15 protein-coding genes are annotated in these 14,596 nt (G+C 64.1%); 8 read left to right on the plus strand and 7 right to left on the minus strand.

Features of this window, described 5'->3' with window-relative positions; translation table 11 throughout:
- Nucleotides 1-138 precede the first annotated feature (138 nt).
- The 3 genes from NJQ98_RS05965 to NJQ98_RS05975 all read left to right on the plus strand — a co-directional run bounded on the left by NJQ98_RS05965 (nt 139) and on the right by NJQ98_RS05975 (nt 1,412).
- Entirely contained in the window at nt 139-507 is a 369-nt protein-coding gene (locus NJQ98_RS05965) for a DUF555 domain-containing protein (RefSeq protein WP_262176933.1), read from the plus strand.
- 77 nt (nt 508-584) lie between these two features.
- Nucleotides 585-1,127: a CBS domain-containing protein gene (locus NJQ98_RS05970; RefSeq protein WP_262176934.1), complete on the plus strand. Its 543-nt coding sequence runs from the start codon at nt 585-587 to the stop codon at nt 1,125-1,127.
- Between the two features lie 147 nt (nt 1,128-1,274).
- Nucleotides 1,275-1,412, plus strand: coding sequence for a hypothetical protein (locus tag NJQ98_RS05975; RefSeq protein WP_262176935.1), 138 nt, complete (start codon nt 1,275-1,277; stop codon nt 1,410-1,412).
- 67 nt (nt 1,413-1,479) lie between these two features.
- Here the strand turns inward: NJQ98_RS05975 and purM are convergent, their stop codons facing one another.
- Genes purM through NJQ98_RS05990 form a run of 3 tightly spaced genes read right to left on the minus strand, consistent with a single transcriptional unit; the run spans nt 1,480 to nt 4,708 of the window.
- Complete coding sequence (purM, locus tag NJQ98_RS05980) at nt 1,480-2,487, minus strand: phosphoribosylformylglycinamidine cyclo-ligase (protein ID WP_262176937.1); 1,008 nt, start codon at nt 2,485-2,487, stop codon at nt 1,480-1,482.
- A gap of 59 nt (nt 2,488-2,546) precedes the next feature.
- A complete protein-coding gene (locus tag NJQ98_RS05985) occupies nt 2,547-3,185 on the minus strand; it encodes a zinc metalloprotease (protein ID WP_262176938.1) in 639 nt (212 codons plus the stop codon).
- A complete protein-coding gene (locus tag NJQ98_RS05990; RefSeq protein WP_262176941.1) occupies nt 3,185-4,708 on the minus strand; it encodes a TraB/GumN family protein in 1,524 nt (507 codons plus the stop codon). Before NJQ98_RS05990 ends, NJQ98_RS05985 begins: the two co-directional genes overlap by 1 nt.
- 245 nt (nt 4,709-4,953) lie before the next feature.
- Between NJQ98_RS05990 and NJQ98_RS05995 the strand changes: the two genes are divergently transcribed.
- A complete protein-coding gene (locus NJQ98_RS05995) occupies nt 4,954-5,229 on the plus strand; it encodes a PadR family transcriptional regulator (RefSeq protein WP_262176942.1) in 276 nt (91 codons plus the stop codon).
- A 75-nt stretch (nt 5,230-5,304) separates the two neighbouring features.
- Nucleotides 5,305-5,760, plus strand: a complete 456-nt coding sequence (locus NJQ98_RS06000; protein ID WP_262176945.1) for a DUF7992 family protein — start codon at nt 5,305-5,307, stop codon at nt 5,758-5,760.
- Here NJQ98_RS06000 and NJQ98_RS06005 read toward each other — a convergent pair.
- Nucleotides 5,757-6,305, minus strand: coding sequence for a class I SAM-dependent methyltransferase (locus NJQ98_RS06005; protein WP_262176948.1), 549 nt, complete (start codon nt 6,303-6,305; stop codon nt 5,757-5,759). The genes NJQ98_RS06000 and NJQ98_RS06005 overlap by 4 nt on opposite strands.
- Before the next feature lie 78 nt (nt 6,306-6,383).
- Between NJQ98_RS06005 and NJQ98_RS06010 the strand changes: the two genes are divergently transcribed.
- Entirely contained in the window at nt 6,384-6,563 is a 180-nt protein-coding gene (locus NJQ98_RS06010; RefSeq protein WP_262176951.1) for an HEWD family protein, read from the plus strand.
- 65 nt (nt 6,564-6,628) lie between these two features.
- On the opposite strand, the gene NJQ98_RS06015 is transcribed toward NJQ98_RS06010, so the two are convergent.
- Entirely contained in the window at nt 6,629-9,682 is a 3,054-nt protein-coding gene (locus NJQ98_RS06015) for an oligosaccharyl transferase, archaeosortase A system-associated (RefSeq protein ID WP_262176955.1), read from the minus strand.
- 108 nt (nt 9,683-9,790) lie between these two features.
- Between NJQ98_RS06015 and aglG the strand changes: the two genes are divergently transcribed.
- Together aglG and NJQ98_RS06025 are read left to right on the plus strand one after the other, a co-directional pair.
- Nucleotides 9,791-10,735, plus strand: coding sequence for a glucosyl-dolichyl phosphate glucuronosyltransferase (gene aglG, locus NJQ98_RS06020; protein WP_262176959.1), 945 nt, complete (start codon nt 9,791-9,793; stop codon nt 10,733-10,735).
- A complete protein-coding gene (locus tag NJQ98_RS06025; RefSeq protein WP_262176963.1) occupies nt 10,732-11,898 on the plus strand; it encodes a glycosyltransferase family 4 protein in 1,167 nt (388 codons plus the stop codon). Before aglG ends, NJQ98_RS06025 begins: the two co-directional genes overlap by 4 nt.
- Here the strand turns inward: NJQ98_RS06025 and NJQ98_RS06030 are convergent.
- Together NJQ98_RS06030 and NJQ98_RS06035 are read right to left on the minus strand one after the other, a co-directional pair.
- Nucleotides 11,884-13,302, minus strand: coding sequence for an oligosaccharide flippase family protein (locus NJQ98_RS06030; protein WP_262176965.1), 1,419 nt, complete (start codon nt 13,300-13,302; stop codon nt 11,884-11,886). The two genes, NJQ98_RS06025 and NJQ98_RS06030, sit on opposite strands and share 15 nt — an antisense overlap.
- 120 nt (nt 13,303-13,422) lie before the next feature.
- Nucleotides 13,423-14,448, minus strand: coding sequence for a glycosyltransferase family 4 protein (locus tag NJQ98_RS06035; protein WP_262176966.1), 1,026 nt, complete (start codon nt 14,446-14,448; stop codon nt 13,423-13,425).
- Between the last annotated feature and the right edge of the window lie 148 nt (nt 14,449-14,596).

The raw sequence follows: 14,596 nt of genomic DNA on the forward strand, positions 1-14,596 counted from the left end.
GGGTCTTCTCCGGGGGCGTCGCGTAACTCGGCGGCAAGGTTGGTCCCTATTTCTCATAAGTTATAGCGATAGTAACGGTGACGTGCGCGACGGCCGCGAACCGCAACTAACGAGTAGCCAGCCCCATTCGTTGAGAGTATGAACTATCTCGTGGCGATGGAAGCCGCCTGGTTGGTCCGTGACGTAGAAGACATCGACGACGCCATCGGCGTGGCCGTCAGCGAGGCCGGCAAGCGCCTCAACGAGGCCGACATGGACTACGTCGAGGTGGAGGTCGGCGCGACGGGCTGTCCGGCCTGTGGCGAGCCGTTCGACTCGTCCTTTATCGCCGCAGACACCGCTCTCGTCGGCCTCGTCCTGGAGATGGACGTGTTCAACGCCGAGTCCGTCGAACACGCCCAGCGCATCGCCAAGAGCGAAATCGGCGGCGCGCTGCGGGACGTTCCCCTGAAAGTCATCGAAGTGTTCGAGACCGAAGAGGACGACGACGCCGAAGCCGAGGCCTGAGGCGGGCTATCGCGGGGTCTCCGGTCGGCAGCCGCCCCGACCGTGGGTTTTTTAATTACCCCGAGTTATGGCACGCTATGGACTTGCCGACGCCCGAGGACCTGCGGGAGCGGCGAAACGAGCTGGAGCTGACACAGAGCGAACTGGCCGAACACGCCGACGTCTCCCAGCCGCTCATCGCACGCATCGAAGGCGGTGACGTGGACCCGCGGCTCTCGACGCTGCGGCGCATCGTCAACGCTCTTGACGAGGCCGAGGGCGGTATCATCCGCGCTCGGGACGTGATGAACTCGCCGGTCGTGAGCGTCGAACCCGACGATTCGGTCCACCAGAGCAAGGAGCTGATGGACGAGAAGGGGTACTCGCAGGTCCCGGTCATCCGCGACGGCTCCCCGCAGGGGCTCATCGGCAACTCCGCCATCCGCCAGCGCTCGGAGGAGAACGTCGGCGAACTCCCCGTGGCCGAGGTGATGCACGAGTCCATCGCCACCGTCGAACCCGACGCGACCATCGACGAGGTGGACGCGTATCTCAACCACAACGCCGCGGTGATGGTCGTCGAGGGCGGCCGGACCGTCGGCGTCATCACCGAAGCCGACATCGCTCGGACGGTGAGCTGAGTCCGGTAGCGACCGATACTTGTCCCGTCCGAACCGAACTCCCGACGCCCGCCGTAGGCGCTGTATGTCGGCCTTCAGGCAGTTCCTACGGGGATTAACGATGTATCCGGTATATATAACCGGGGCGGAACTGTGCGAGTGAAGACCATGGCAGAGACAATCGACACCCACCTAGAAGCCGCACTGCAGGAGGCAACCGACGAGACCGCGCGATACCACATCCGACAGGCGCTCCAGCTTCGCGTCGTAGAGCAGGAATCACAGAACGACGGTCTCTCAGTCTAAGATACGCCAGGACGAGAATCCGCTCCGTCCGGGCACACTCTATCGAACTTGTCCCGCTTTCGGGCTTTCAGTCCCGCAGTTCCAGGCCGCGAACTGACACTGTTTCTTCGCCCTCCTCGACATGGCCGATAACCCGCGCGTCCTCGCTCGCCTCGACCACGGTTTCGGCGTCGTCCTCGGGCAGCGCTGCGACGAACCCGGTTCCCATGTTGAACGTCCGGTACATCTCCTCGTCGTCGACGTTCCCCTCCTCCTGGACGAACTCGAAGACCGACTGGGGCTCGAACGCGTCCGTGATCTCGTAGCGGAACGCGCCCATCCGGGTGAGGTTCGTCCACCCGCCGCCGGTGACGTGGGCCGCGGCGTGGGTCTCGGCCCCACGGAGCGGCTCCAGCGCTTCGCTGTAGATGCGCGTCGGCGTCAGGAGCTCCTCGGCGATTGACCGGTCGGGATTCGGGGGGAACGGGTCGGTGTACGCGTGGTTCCGGGTCACGGCCTCGCGGGCCAGCGTCAGCCCGTTAGAGTGGATGCCGGAGGAGGGCCAGCCGACGATGGCGTCGCCGGCCTCGGCCTCGCCGGGGAAGACGGCGTCCTTGGGCGCGAGTCCGGCGCAGGTCCCGGCGATGTCGAGCCCCTTGATGACGTCGGGCATCACCGCCGTCTCGCCACCGACCAGCGCGACGCCGGCCCGCTTGGCCCCCTCGCGCAGTCCGGCGCCGATGTCCTCGCTCGTCGCCTCGTCCGGGGTTTCGACGGCCAGGTAGTCGACGAACGCGACGGGCTCGACGCCGGTGGCGAGCAGGTCGTTGACGTTCATCGCCATGCAGTCGATGCCGATGGTGGAGTAGTCGTCGATGGCCTCCGCCACCAGGAGTTTGGTGCCGACGCCGTCGGTGGCCAGCGCCAGATACTGGTCGCCGATGTCGACGAGGCCGGCGTAGTCGCCCTCGAACTCGCCGGCCGCCCCGATGAGCGCCTTCGTCGCCGCCTCGCTGGCGTCGATGTCGACGCCGGTCTCGGCGTAGGTCAGTCCCTCCGCCTCGTCTTCGTCGGGAGTCGCGTCGTCCTCGGTCATATCGAATCCGGCGCGTGGGGCGGGCAAAAGAGCATCGTTCCCCGCCGTCACCGCGACAGTCAGAGCACGAACAGCGCACCGACCGCCAGCACGAGCGACGGGACCGCGACGACGGCCCAGACGAGGGTGCTCCAGGCGCGAATCTTCCGGCCGTCAAGCGGGCCGAAGGGGAGCATGTTGAACCCCGCCAGCAGGAGGTTTATCTGCAGGCCGCGGGTGGCCAGGTCGGCGAGGAACCCGCTCGTTCCGACGGTCAGGACGACGGCATACGGCACCAGGAAGACGACGGCGAGCAGGAGATTCGTCACCGGCCCGGCGAGCGCGATGAGGCCGTTCTGTTTTGCCGTGATGCGGCCCTGGTGGACGACTGCGCCGGGAGCGGCAAAGAGGAAGCCGACGAGCGCCCCGACGACGGCGAAGCCGAGCATCCGGTAGTCTGCCCGGAAGGCCGCGACCTGGCCGAACCGCACCGCGACCACCTTGTGAGCGACCTCGTGCAACAGAAAGCCTACGCCGACGGTCAGCAGGCTAACGAGGAGCGTCCCGGCGACGGCGGCGGGGCTCAGCGCGGTCAGCTGTCCGCCGAGGTCGAGCGCGGCGACTAGCTCCCGCTCCAGCAGGAGAGTGAAGGCGACGCCCAGGGCGAGCCACGCGACGGCGAGGTCACGTATCTCGCGTTGGCTGAACTCCAGGTGCATCACAGCACCCCGACGAGTATGTGGGCGCCCTGTTCGATACCGGCCCATAGTAGGCGCGTGACACCTTCGATACCGCCGATGTCAGCCGCGAGGTAGGGCAACAGGAGCGGGAAGAAGACGTAGGAGGCGACGGCGCTCCCGACGTTTGCCAGCGCGACGATGAGGATGAGCCGGAAAAGCGGGACGGCCCGCATCCGCGCCACCAGGTCGGCGATGGGGGCTTCCTCGTCGCTCAGTATCTCGTTGAGGTCGGCGATGTCACCGACGTTGACGGAGATGTAGCGCAACTCGACGTAGCCGGCGAACCAGCCGGCCGCGAGAAGCGGGAAGAGAGAGGTCAACCAGCCAAAGAGGCCCGCCGCGGCGGCGGACGACCAGTGGGCGCCCGCCAGCTTCGCCAGCCCGCCCGCGCAGACGGCGTTGACGACGACGAGCGCGGCGAACAGCTCCAGCAGGACGGCCTGACTCGCTCCGCCCAGGATGAGCAGGCCAAAGAAGACGAGAAACGCGAGGCCGACGGCGTAGCCGACGAGCTTGTACAAGGAGAACCGACTGCCGCTCTCGGTACCGACAAGCGACGACATCGGCGGCAGCTCCTCGGGGTGGTCGAGATAGCGCTCGATTCCCTCTCGGTGGCCCGCTCCGACGATGGCGACGACGTGATAGCCCGCCTCGCGGAGCTCGACCAGCCGGTGGGCGATGAAGGCGTCGCGCTCGTCGATGAGCGCCTCGGCCCCGCCCGGGGAGAACTGCCGGAACTCCTCCATCATCGCGCTCACCACGTCGGTGTCGGTCATCTGCTCGATGTCGAACGCCTCGACGTCCTCGGCGTCGCCGCCGAGGCGGCCGAGGGCCACCGCGAGCGGGAGCCCGACGACGAGACTCGCCACGACCACGACGAGGAGCGTGTCCAGCAGGCCGACCAGGCCGCCCGGTATCGCGCCGCCGAGCGCGCCGGCGCCGAGTAACAGGCTGTCCGTGAACGCGCCGGCGACGATGGCGATGGCGCTGCCGAAGACGGCACCGACCGTGAGGCCAACGGTGAGGGGCGGCCCCATCTCGGCCAGCAGGCTCCCCAGCAACGACAGCTTCTCCCGACCGGTCAGCCGGGCCCAAAACCGCTGGACGGTGGTCTGGATGTCCCGGTCGACCAGCGCCAGGCCCAGGCCGAGTTCCTCGGCGGTGTCGATGGCGGCTTTCATGTCGGCGCCGGGTTCGACGTCGAACCGGTCGCCCAGCCGGGCCTGGATGTACGACAGCATCCAGTAGGCCAGGAACTGAAAGACCGTGTTCCCCCGGAGGAGGTCGCTCGCATCGAGGTCCTCGGGCGCCTCCCCCTGCATCTGTCGGTATCTGCCCTCGTCGAGCTCGACGGCCACGATGTCGGGCCGGCGGTCCTCGAGTGTCGATTCCACTTCCTCGACGCTCTGCTCGGAGACGTGGGCGGTCCCCACGACTTCGACGGACCCCTCGCCTCTCGGTTCGGGAAACTCGTCGTCCGCCGATGCCGCGTGTTCGGTCATCACGCCGGGTTACACGGCGGCTTCCTTTACCGTTGTCGGGTCGGCCGACGCCGCTCGGCCCCGGGAGAGTGACAATATGAGAAGAAGTCCTGTCGAATCCCCGCTCCTTCCTCGATAATACTTACTAAATTACAGTTCGGTGTCGAGGTAACCGCAGGATGGCGGTGACTAACTAGACGGTAGGTGCATTACCAATGGTTTAGCAACTATGATATGTGTGGACACCAACTGAAAAAACGAGACATATGCACGACCTAACTGGATTCCAGCGAGACCTGTTGTACGTGATCGCCGGACTGGACGAGCCACACGGCCTCGCCATCAAGGATGAACTGGAGGGGTACTACGAGAGCGAGGTCAACCACGGTCGGCTCTACCCCAACCTCGATACGCTGGTCGAGAAGGGACTCGTCGAGAAGGGTCAGCGCGACCGACGGACCAATTTCTACACCCTGACACGTCGCGGTCAGCGGGAACTCGACGCGCGACAGGACTGGGAATCGCAGTACGTCGCGGCCTGAGCGTCCAGACGGGTCGCTCACCGTCCCGCGAACGGGGTCGATGACGTTTATCCTTCTCGCCGCCGAAGAGTGCGTATGACACTGGACGTGGCTGTCCCCGACCGACCGACGCTCTCGGCCGCGGTCGAGGCGGCGGAGTACGACGACGTGGACGTACAGGGCGACGAGTACCGACGCGGCGAGCTCTCGGAGGCCCTCGCTGACGGCGCCTGGGACGACGCCTTCCGCGAGTGGGCCGCCGACACCAGCCTCGACGAGGACACGTGGGACATCGTCACCGACCTCGACCTCATCGGCGAGTTCGACTTCTTCTGGGACTCCTTCGCCGGACGGGTCGGCTACCACGCACCCGGCTTGCCGGAGGACTGGCGCGAGCGGGAGATTCACGCCGATGTCGAGTCCTGGGAGACGGTCTCCTCGATAAACGCCGGGCTGACTGAACTCGGGCAGGTCGTCTGTGACGTGCTGGCCGACGACTATCTGGACTGGGAGGCCCAGGAAGTCGACGCCGGCGACCTCCCCGACTTCTAGAGCGTCCCCGAGAGCACGAACGTCTCCCGTCGGTCCTCGGCCCGGTGGACGGTGATTCCGGCGTCTTCACACAGCTCGACGGCGTCCGCGGCCGCGTAGCGTTCCTCCAGCGGCGGACCGGCGTCCCCGGCCCCCGTCCGCGTCCAGTCGCCCAGCGCCACCCGACCGCCGGGGGCGAGCGCGTCCGCGACGGCGTCCATCGCATCCGGCGTCGCGAACTCGTGGAACGTCATCGTCGAGACGACCGCATCCAGGGCTCCGACCGGCAGTGACTCGACGGTCGCCGTCACCGGCGTCACGTTGTCCGGCAGCCCCTTCTCGCGATACCGCTCGTGCATCTCCGGCTGGACGTCGACGGCGTAGACGGTGCCCGCGGCCGCCGCCACGTCGTCGGTGTAGAAGCCGGTCCCGCTGCCGAGGTCTGCGACCACGTCGTCGGCCGCCGGGTCGAACAGCGCCAGCAGTTCGTCGACCGAGAGGTAGGCATAGCGGGTCGGGTCGTCTAGCTGGTCGGCGCGGGCGGGGTCGAACGTGTGAAAGCCCATCACCGGCGCTACGGTATCGAGCGGTAAAACCCCGCGTGGACCGGCACGCTGATAATCGTCGGCGGGCTTCCCTCGAACATGGCAGTAATTACCTCTCCACGAGAACGCGAATGCGAGCGGTGCGGGCGACGCGACCTGTGGGACGACGACCACTGCACCTGGCGTATCGAGGTCGTCGACGGCGAGAAACAGTCCGGCAACCCCCACTGCCTCCACGAGTGGGACATCAACGGGACGTTCAACCCGATCGATTCCTGACAAGGCGTTTCCGGGTCGCAGTCTCGTAACTGGCTGCAGTCACGGCGAAAACCGACTCTCAGTGCCTACGGTAGCGGTTCGGTCGACGGTCGCACGACGGTGTTCGGCGTCGCCGTCTCGCCACCGTCAGTCGTCGACGTGTCACCGCTTGTGGACCCGTCGGTGGTCCCTCCCGACGTTTCGTTCGTACTGGTGTCGGTTGTCGTCTCGGTCGTTTGGTCGTTGTTGGGGACGGTCAGGTTTACCGTCGTAGCGGAGTCGTCCTCGCCAACCACCTGTCCTTCGGTGACCTCGGCCGTCCCGTTGAGTTGTACCGAAGCTCGCGGGTTAATCGGGATGTTGAACTCGTAGGGACCTTGCGCTCGAACGCTCACGTTCGTGTACCCTTTGTCGGTGCCCCAGTTGTCGTACCCGGTCGTCGAGTACGGGACGGTCATCTCGAACTGGCCGTCGGAGCCAACGTCGACGCGCTGGGTGTAGGTGAACGTCTCGCCGGTGACGTTGTTTCGCATCGGGACGCTCGCCTCGATGGTGGTGTTTGCCGGGGCGGTCCCCTCGATGGTCCCGCCGGGCACTCGCTCGAACAGCTTCGTCCAGGCCGGGTTGGTGTGGTCCATCGTCTTGGTGGCCGCGTCGTCCATGCAGTAGGTCTGATTGCCGATCGGCATCGCCGTCTGGTTGGACGCGCAGTCACCGGTCGAAGACTGCTGACTCGGGAGCTGACCGAACGCGGACTCGATGAGTTGGAACTGGTTGTGCGCGCCGGAGCTGTACGCGCTGGTCTCGCTGGAGCCGACGAAGCGGTAGTGTTCAAGCGCCGGGACCCGTTCGCCTGGCTGGGCGCCGAAGCCGCCTATCTGTGAGGTCCCGTCAGACTCGGTGAAGTTCCGAGCCTCCTCCATCGTGCTGAACCGTTTCACCGCGGGCGAGCCGTCCGCCGGCGAGGCCCGGATGGTCTGGCCGTTACGCGTGGTCGCCGTGTCCCAGTCGACGACGTAGACGAACGGCTGGGACGCCGACTGCGGCTCCTTGGCGCTACCGTGGTACTCGTAGAGCCGGACGACCATGCTCTCGTAGTAGTCCTGGGTCCGGTAGTTCATGTACTGCTGTGAGTTCTGTCGGCTCCGAATCGACCCGTAGTAGTCGCTCGCGGAGACGTTCGAGACGTCGTAGAACCGGGGCGGGGCGAAGAACTTCCCGCCGCCCTGGCCGTAGGTGTTTGCCATCTTCCAGTCGACGGCGACGTACCTGGTCTGGGCCGGCGTGTCGTCGTCCTCGTCGACTGTCTCGAGGACGTTGTTCGCCTGTGTCTCGTTGGGTGCAAGCAGGAAGTTCGCCGCCGTAGTCGATCCTTGTTGGAACGGGTTCGCGTTCGGTATCCGCTCGCCCTGGACCGTGATGATGTGGCCGTAGTCCCACCACGACATCACGCCGTACGCCCCTTCCGAGTAGTCGAAGTCCTCCTGATCGGGGTAAGTACCGTAGTACTCCAGGTTCCCGTTACCGCCCGTGCCGTAGGCGCCTTCCTCCGGCGAGTGCTGGTCCAGCCACTCCATGCTCTCGCTCCAGGCGGCCGGCTCCTCGCCGGGGCCCGCACTCCCACCGATGGCCAGTGCCGTCGGTGAGACCAGCAGTAGGGTTCCGAACAGGACTAACACGACCGAGGCGATGGTGATGACCTCGTAGGCCTCGACGCCGTCCTCGATAGAGAAGTCAGTCCACCGGACCACGTAGTCGACGGCGACCGCCGAGAGTGCAGCCACCGGGAAGACGAGATAGACGCCGAACCGAATCTGGGTGAGCGAGGCGGCCAGAATGAATGCGAACCAGATGACCATCAGGAACCGCTCCGCACTCTCTTCCCTGTCAGTGAGCTGGTTGAATAGGACGAGGACCGCACCGATGACGGCGGCGAACAGCGCGAGTCCGTGGTACTGGTACAGACGGCGGGGCTCCGTGAGCGGCGTCGCCTCGCCGACGGAGGTCTGTGTCGCGGACGGACTCGCAGTGAAGCCTAGCACTCGTAGCACTTGGTCGACAAAGTAGCTAAAGATATCCGGAGTCAGTATTGCGGTCAGTATCGCAAGTGTCGATAGAACACCTCCGACAATGACTGGATAAAGGTTCCGGCCGTAGCCGTTAGCTTCCACGTGGCGGGCCAACCAGGCCATGAAGACACAGCCACCGGCGATAGCGGCCGCAAGAATCACTTGTAACAGCGTGTGATCCGTCGCAGAGATAGTCAACCGCTGGATGACGGCCAACTGTAGCACAGCCACTGTGGTCATCATCACGGCCCCGGAGATAGCCACGTGTTCCGGGCTTTTCCCCCGGACGAACTCGAGGGTCAGCCAGAGCAGGAAGAAAACCCCGAGGATACCGAGCAGGAGGACCGCCGGCGGCCACGTCCAGAGATACATCGAGATGGCCAGGCCCGCGAGGGCGGCGTAGCCGACGCTGGCTCTGAGCGCCGGGATATCGCGGTCGAGGAACTGCTCGTAGATCGGTTTATCGCGTTCGGCGACAGAGATGGCGACCATCACGCCCAGGACCGAAGTCACCTGCAACAGCCCTTCGGCGACTTGGTGGTCGTAGACCCCGACGACGCTCCGTTGGAGGAACAGACCCGCCGAGAGCGCGAGTATTATCGCCGCCGTCACGCCGCCGATTCGTCCCGCCAGCCGTCGCCCCATGTAATACGTGGGAATCGCTGCGAGGGCCCCCATCACGGTCGGCGCGAAGAGCGCGACCATGCCGACGGTGTGGGCGCTGGGGTCCCCGAGGCCGACGATAATCGCTATCGTCCCGAACACCTGGTCCATCAGCGTCCCGAACTGACCCGAGCGGTTCCCATAGGGGAAGTAGGTCCAGGGATCAAAGGGCATCGTTGCCGGCCAGTTCTGTACGACGTACATCGTCGAGCGGTAGTGATACCACGGGTCGGTCCCGGTAAACAGGACCTCCCCGTCGACGATGTACGACGCGTAGTTCCGGGCCCGGTTCCACAGCATGAACCCGAACACGAGGAGGAGGGCTGGTACGTGATACCATGATTTGACCCTGTCCAGCGTGGACTCAGGTTCGGGGTTTTCGGCCGATGTCCCCCGTGAGTGACTCATTGGTCTGAGACACTGCCAAGGCGCGCATAAGCCTTTTGACCTCGCCTCGCTGAGCAGTCCCGAGCGGGATGGAAACGCCTAACCGCGGCGGTGGTGCATTCCCCACCAATGCGTGTTTCCGTCGTCCTCTGTACGCACACGCTGGAGCGGTACGACGACTGTATGGAGGCGGCCGAGAGTGTGCTGGGCCAGACTCACGACGACGTCGAACTGGTGCTGGTCTCGGACGGGAACGACGACGTCTACGGGCAGTTCCGGGCCGACTTCGGCGACCGCGACGACGTGGTGATTCACTGTAACGACGAGAACGTCGGCCTGCTGGAGAGCCGGAACAACGGGGCCGAGCGAGCCACCGGGGACGTGGTCGCCTTTCTCGACGACGACGCCGTCGCGGCCGACGACTGGACCGAACGGCTCGTCGCCGCCTACGAGGCAGACGAGAGCCGCCAGGCGGTCGGCGGTCGAATGGTTCCGGCGTGGGTCGCCGGCAAGCCCCGCTTTCTCCCCGAGGAGTTCTACTGGCTCGTGGGCGTGACGAATCGCGGATTCGGACCGAACGGCGACCCCGACGAGGCCGGCGAGGTCCGCAACACGTTCGGGTCGAACATCTCCTTTCGACGGGACGTGTTCCTCGACCTGGGCGGGTTCGAGGACGACATCGGGGGGCGACAGGGCGAGAAGAACCTGCAGGGCGGCGAGACGGAGCTGTGTGCCCGGCTCCGGAGCGAGTACGACGCGGGCGTCTACTACGTCCCCGAAGCGCTGGTCGCTCACAAGGTGTTCGACTACCGGACCGACCCCGGGTGGCTCGTCGACCGGGCCTTCTGGCAGGGGTACTCCAAACGCGGGATGGAAGTGTTCGTCCCCGAATCCACGGGCGAGGAGTCCGACTTCCTGGGCCGACTGCTGTTTTCCTTCGTCCCCCGACGCGTCGGCTCGCTGGTTCGGTCGCCGTCCCTGGCCGGCCTCCTCCAGTTCCTGTTTCTGTTCGTGCTGACCGGCGCCGTCGGCGCCGGCTATCTCTACGGGGTGTACGTGTGGGAGGGCGCATGACGCCGACAGAGCCCGGGGACCTCCCGGACGTCTGTGTCGTCACCCATCCGCTGGCCGCGGCCGGCGAGAACGCCACCCGGAGCCTGCTTGACATACTGAGTGCGATAACCGGCGTCGCGCTCGTGACGGCGGACCTCCCGGCCGACTCGGAGATTCGCGGGAAACACGAACTCGTAGAGCTGACCCGGAAGGGGGCCGGTGACTCCGTCCTCGTGGCCGCCGTCCGGTTCCTCCTGAACCAGTTTCGGATGTGTCGCGTGCTGGCCGACCGGAACGAGGACGTGGTGCTGTTCTACGGCGCGACGTCGTATCTACTGCCAATCGTCGTGGCGCGGTTGCTCGGCAAGACCGTCCTCGTCGAGCCCCGCGGTGACGTGCCGCTGACTCTGCGACTGAACTGGGAACGGCGGTTGCCGGACCGGGTGGCGCGTGGCCTCGCCGGGCTGGTCCGGCTACTCGAACGTGCCGGCTTCGCCGTCGCCGACGGCGTGGTCACCTACACGCCGTCGATGGCCCGCCAACTCGGCTTGCATCCGGAGGCCCCAGACGTGTATCCGACCGGTGCGCGGTACGTTCGGACCGACGAGTTTCGCGTGACACGACCATACAACGAGCGTAATCGGGTGGTTGGATTTCTTGGTCGAATCGACGAAGAGAAGGGTATCCGGGAGCTAGCCCGAGTGGCAGCCGAACTCCCCAATGATATCACGTTTCGGTTTATCGGTGACGGCGAACTCCGGGAGTGGCTGGAGACTGAACTGGCCGGGGAAATCGACGCTGGTCGGGTGGAACTCACCGGGTGGGTCGACCACGACGAGGTGCCGGCCCAGCTCAATGACCTCTCCCTGCTCGTATTGCCCTCACAGCCGACTGAGGGGCTCCCGACGACGATACTGGAAGCGTTGGCCTGTGGGACGCCGGTACTCGCGTCGCCGGTCTCAGGTGTTCCGGATGTGGTTCGGGACGGAGAGACCGGATTTCTCATTGAATCGAGAGAGGTCGAGTGGCTCCGGAACTACATCGTCGATATCCTCGCTCGCGAGGAGCTGGCAGACGTCAGCCACTGGGGCCGGTCTCTAGTCACCGACGAGTTCAGTTTCGAGGCTGCCTGTGAACGCTACCGCCAGATATTGTCAAGTTATAGGCCCTCAGAACGTGACTAATCGGCACAGCTTCAAGCGAACCTCAGCGGAGATGACAACGAGGACGGCCCCGTAAATAGCTGCGCCAAGGGCGACAAGCGTGAGCGTGTATGGCAGCGACGCAGGTACGAAAGGCGTCAGCGAGTAAACGGCAGCTCCCATGACGACGCTTGCGAGGCCCTGTTTGGCGATATCGCCAGCGGGTACCGGAATCGACCCGGCTCTATCTGTGAGCATCTGCCACCCGTACCACAGGTACCCGCAACTCGACAACAGGGTCGCGACCGCAGCACCGTACCAGCCCAGGCCGTACAGACTGAACAACGACACCAGTCCGACATTGAGCACCAGATTAAGCAGAATAAATGCCGTGTTGACCCGGAACGTTGCTCTGGGATAGTCCAGCCCGTTCAGCGTGTTGATGGCCTGTCGGCCGAATGTGTGGACGGTCCGAGCGGCGAGGAGGATGACAAGGATATATGCGCCTTGTGCGAACTCCGGCCCGTATATACGGAGTATCCGGTCGCCAATAGCGAGCGCTCCGAACAGTCCTGGAATGAGGAAGATACCGGTAAACAGCAGACTATCAGAGACGAGCTGTCTGGCCTCGGCGAGCCGCTCGTCACTCCCGAGCTCACTCAGTTCGGGAAAGAGAGTCGAGGAAATCGACTTCCCAGCCAGAGAGAGGAAGCCGGTGAGCGTCCAGGCGGCGGTGTATATCCCGACGAACTTGTCGGCGACGAAGAACCCGAGCACCAACAGGTCGAGCCAGTTGATGGCGATTCCCTCAACGTTGCTGAGCCAGGAGTACTGCGTGAACCGCCGTAGGTCGGTGAAATCGGCCCGCGACGGTAGCGTGAGGTGGTCCCAAAGCAGGAACAGTCCAGTGAGTGCGATGACCGCCATCGAGACGATATGACCGTAAACAAGCCCTAGCACCAGCGCCCCGGTCAGGGCAAAGGTAACCTGTCCAACCAACCGTAGGAGGCTCTCTATACTACTCAGCCACCCTGAGAGCGCGACCTGTCGTCTCCCCTCCAGCCCAGCCCGCGTAATGTCAAGTAGCATGTTCGCCAGCACCAGGCCGACAAGGAGGACAGCAACATCAGTGCCAACGTATGATGCCACGAAGCCATCTAAGGCGATGATAAAGAGGCTCACGACAACTCCGTAGACTAGAACCAAAAAGAGTCCGGCGGCAAAATGCCCGGTTACCAATCGGGACTCCGACATCCGCTTCGAGACGGCCGTCCTAATGCTATTTCCGGGGAGTTTGAGCCAGAACAGCAGCGCAATTATCTGTGAGTAGATACCGAGCCCGCCTGCACCGAAGTACTTTGCCGCAAACAGCGTGGAGCCAAAGCCCGCCAGCGACCGGACGAGTTGTGAAACGAAATGTAAGACAGCGCTCCGGTCCCGTCGCATATTTGTCATGGTTTGCCGAGAGGTTTTGGTCTACGGCAGGAATACCTGACTATTGCATGAGCCCTCATTTATATTACGTGGTCCCGGCGCAGCGGTCAGAGCTGAGTGAGTGTCGCCGAATCAGCTGGAGAGTCGCTCGTAGACGTCTAGGTGGGTTTCAACAGCGCTGTTGAGAGTGAGCTCCATCTCGTCGAAGGCCTGGAACCCCTGCTCAACCTGGGCCTGATATCGGTCCGGGTCCGAGACGAGTTCAGTTGCAGTTCGTAACACGGCTGCCGGCGTCCGGTCGGCCCAGACGTATGTCCCGCGATTTTTGAAAAGTCGTTCGATTTTCCCGGTGGCCGTCGTTATCACCGGCGTTCCACAAGCTAGTGACTCCAACCCCACGTTCGAGGTAACATCATACTTCCGTGGGGCGACTGTGATATCAGCGACGTTGTACAGCGCCGGCATCACTTTGTTGTCGACGAACCCCTCGAACGTTAGGTTATCGTGACTTTCGAACCGCTCTTTGAGGGGGCCGGCACCGGCGACGATAAACCGATGACGTTCGTTCTCTGTTTGGCGGGCCATCTGATCGAAGATGTGTGCACCTTGGCCTTCGGTGAGCGCACCCACGTACAGCATGACTGTCTCGTCCGCTTCAATACCGTGTTCTGTCCGAAGTTGTTGGATTCGCTTGTCCTCGTACTGATAGAACTGAGACCGATCGATGGTGGCCAGAACATTCGCCGTCTCGTAGCCGAGTCGCTCCCACTGGGTTTCGTCCGCTTCCTTCTGAATCTTGATGTCGATGCCGAGTAGTCGACCGAACAGACGGTGAAATAGGGAGTTCTGGATGCCCGGGCCCACGCCGGCGACGAGCGGACCCCAGTAGACCAACCGAGTGAAAAGCACCTGATAGATGTTGATGGGGACGTGGACGACATCGGCGTCAGCGAAAGCCCGTCGTGTCCGCAGTAGGGTCTTGAGTGGGTTGTCCAGCGACAATGTCTGGACGGTCGCTTCGGACCGGACCTTCTCGGGCTCGTTCGTCAGTACGATGACTTCGTGGTCGGTGATGTCGGCGACGCCGTTGATGATATCGGCCGCGCGAGTTCGGGGACCTGTCCCGGAGAGTCGATAACAGAAATACCCGATTTTCATACGGAAGAGATTCACAGAACGGCAAAAAGGGTTTGGATATCCGTGGTAGCACCGCTTTTTTCGGAAGCAGTGACTCCCTTATCGCCGTAGCACGTGCGAGCCGCGTTGGCTTCTACTGGGGCTCGTCCGAGCCATTAGAAGTAGATAT

The sequence above is a fragment of the Haloarcula laminariae genome (genome assembly GCF_025457605.1).
GTDB lineage: Archaea > Halobacteriota > Halobacteria > Halobacteriales > Haloarculaceae > Haloarcula > Haloarcula laminariae.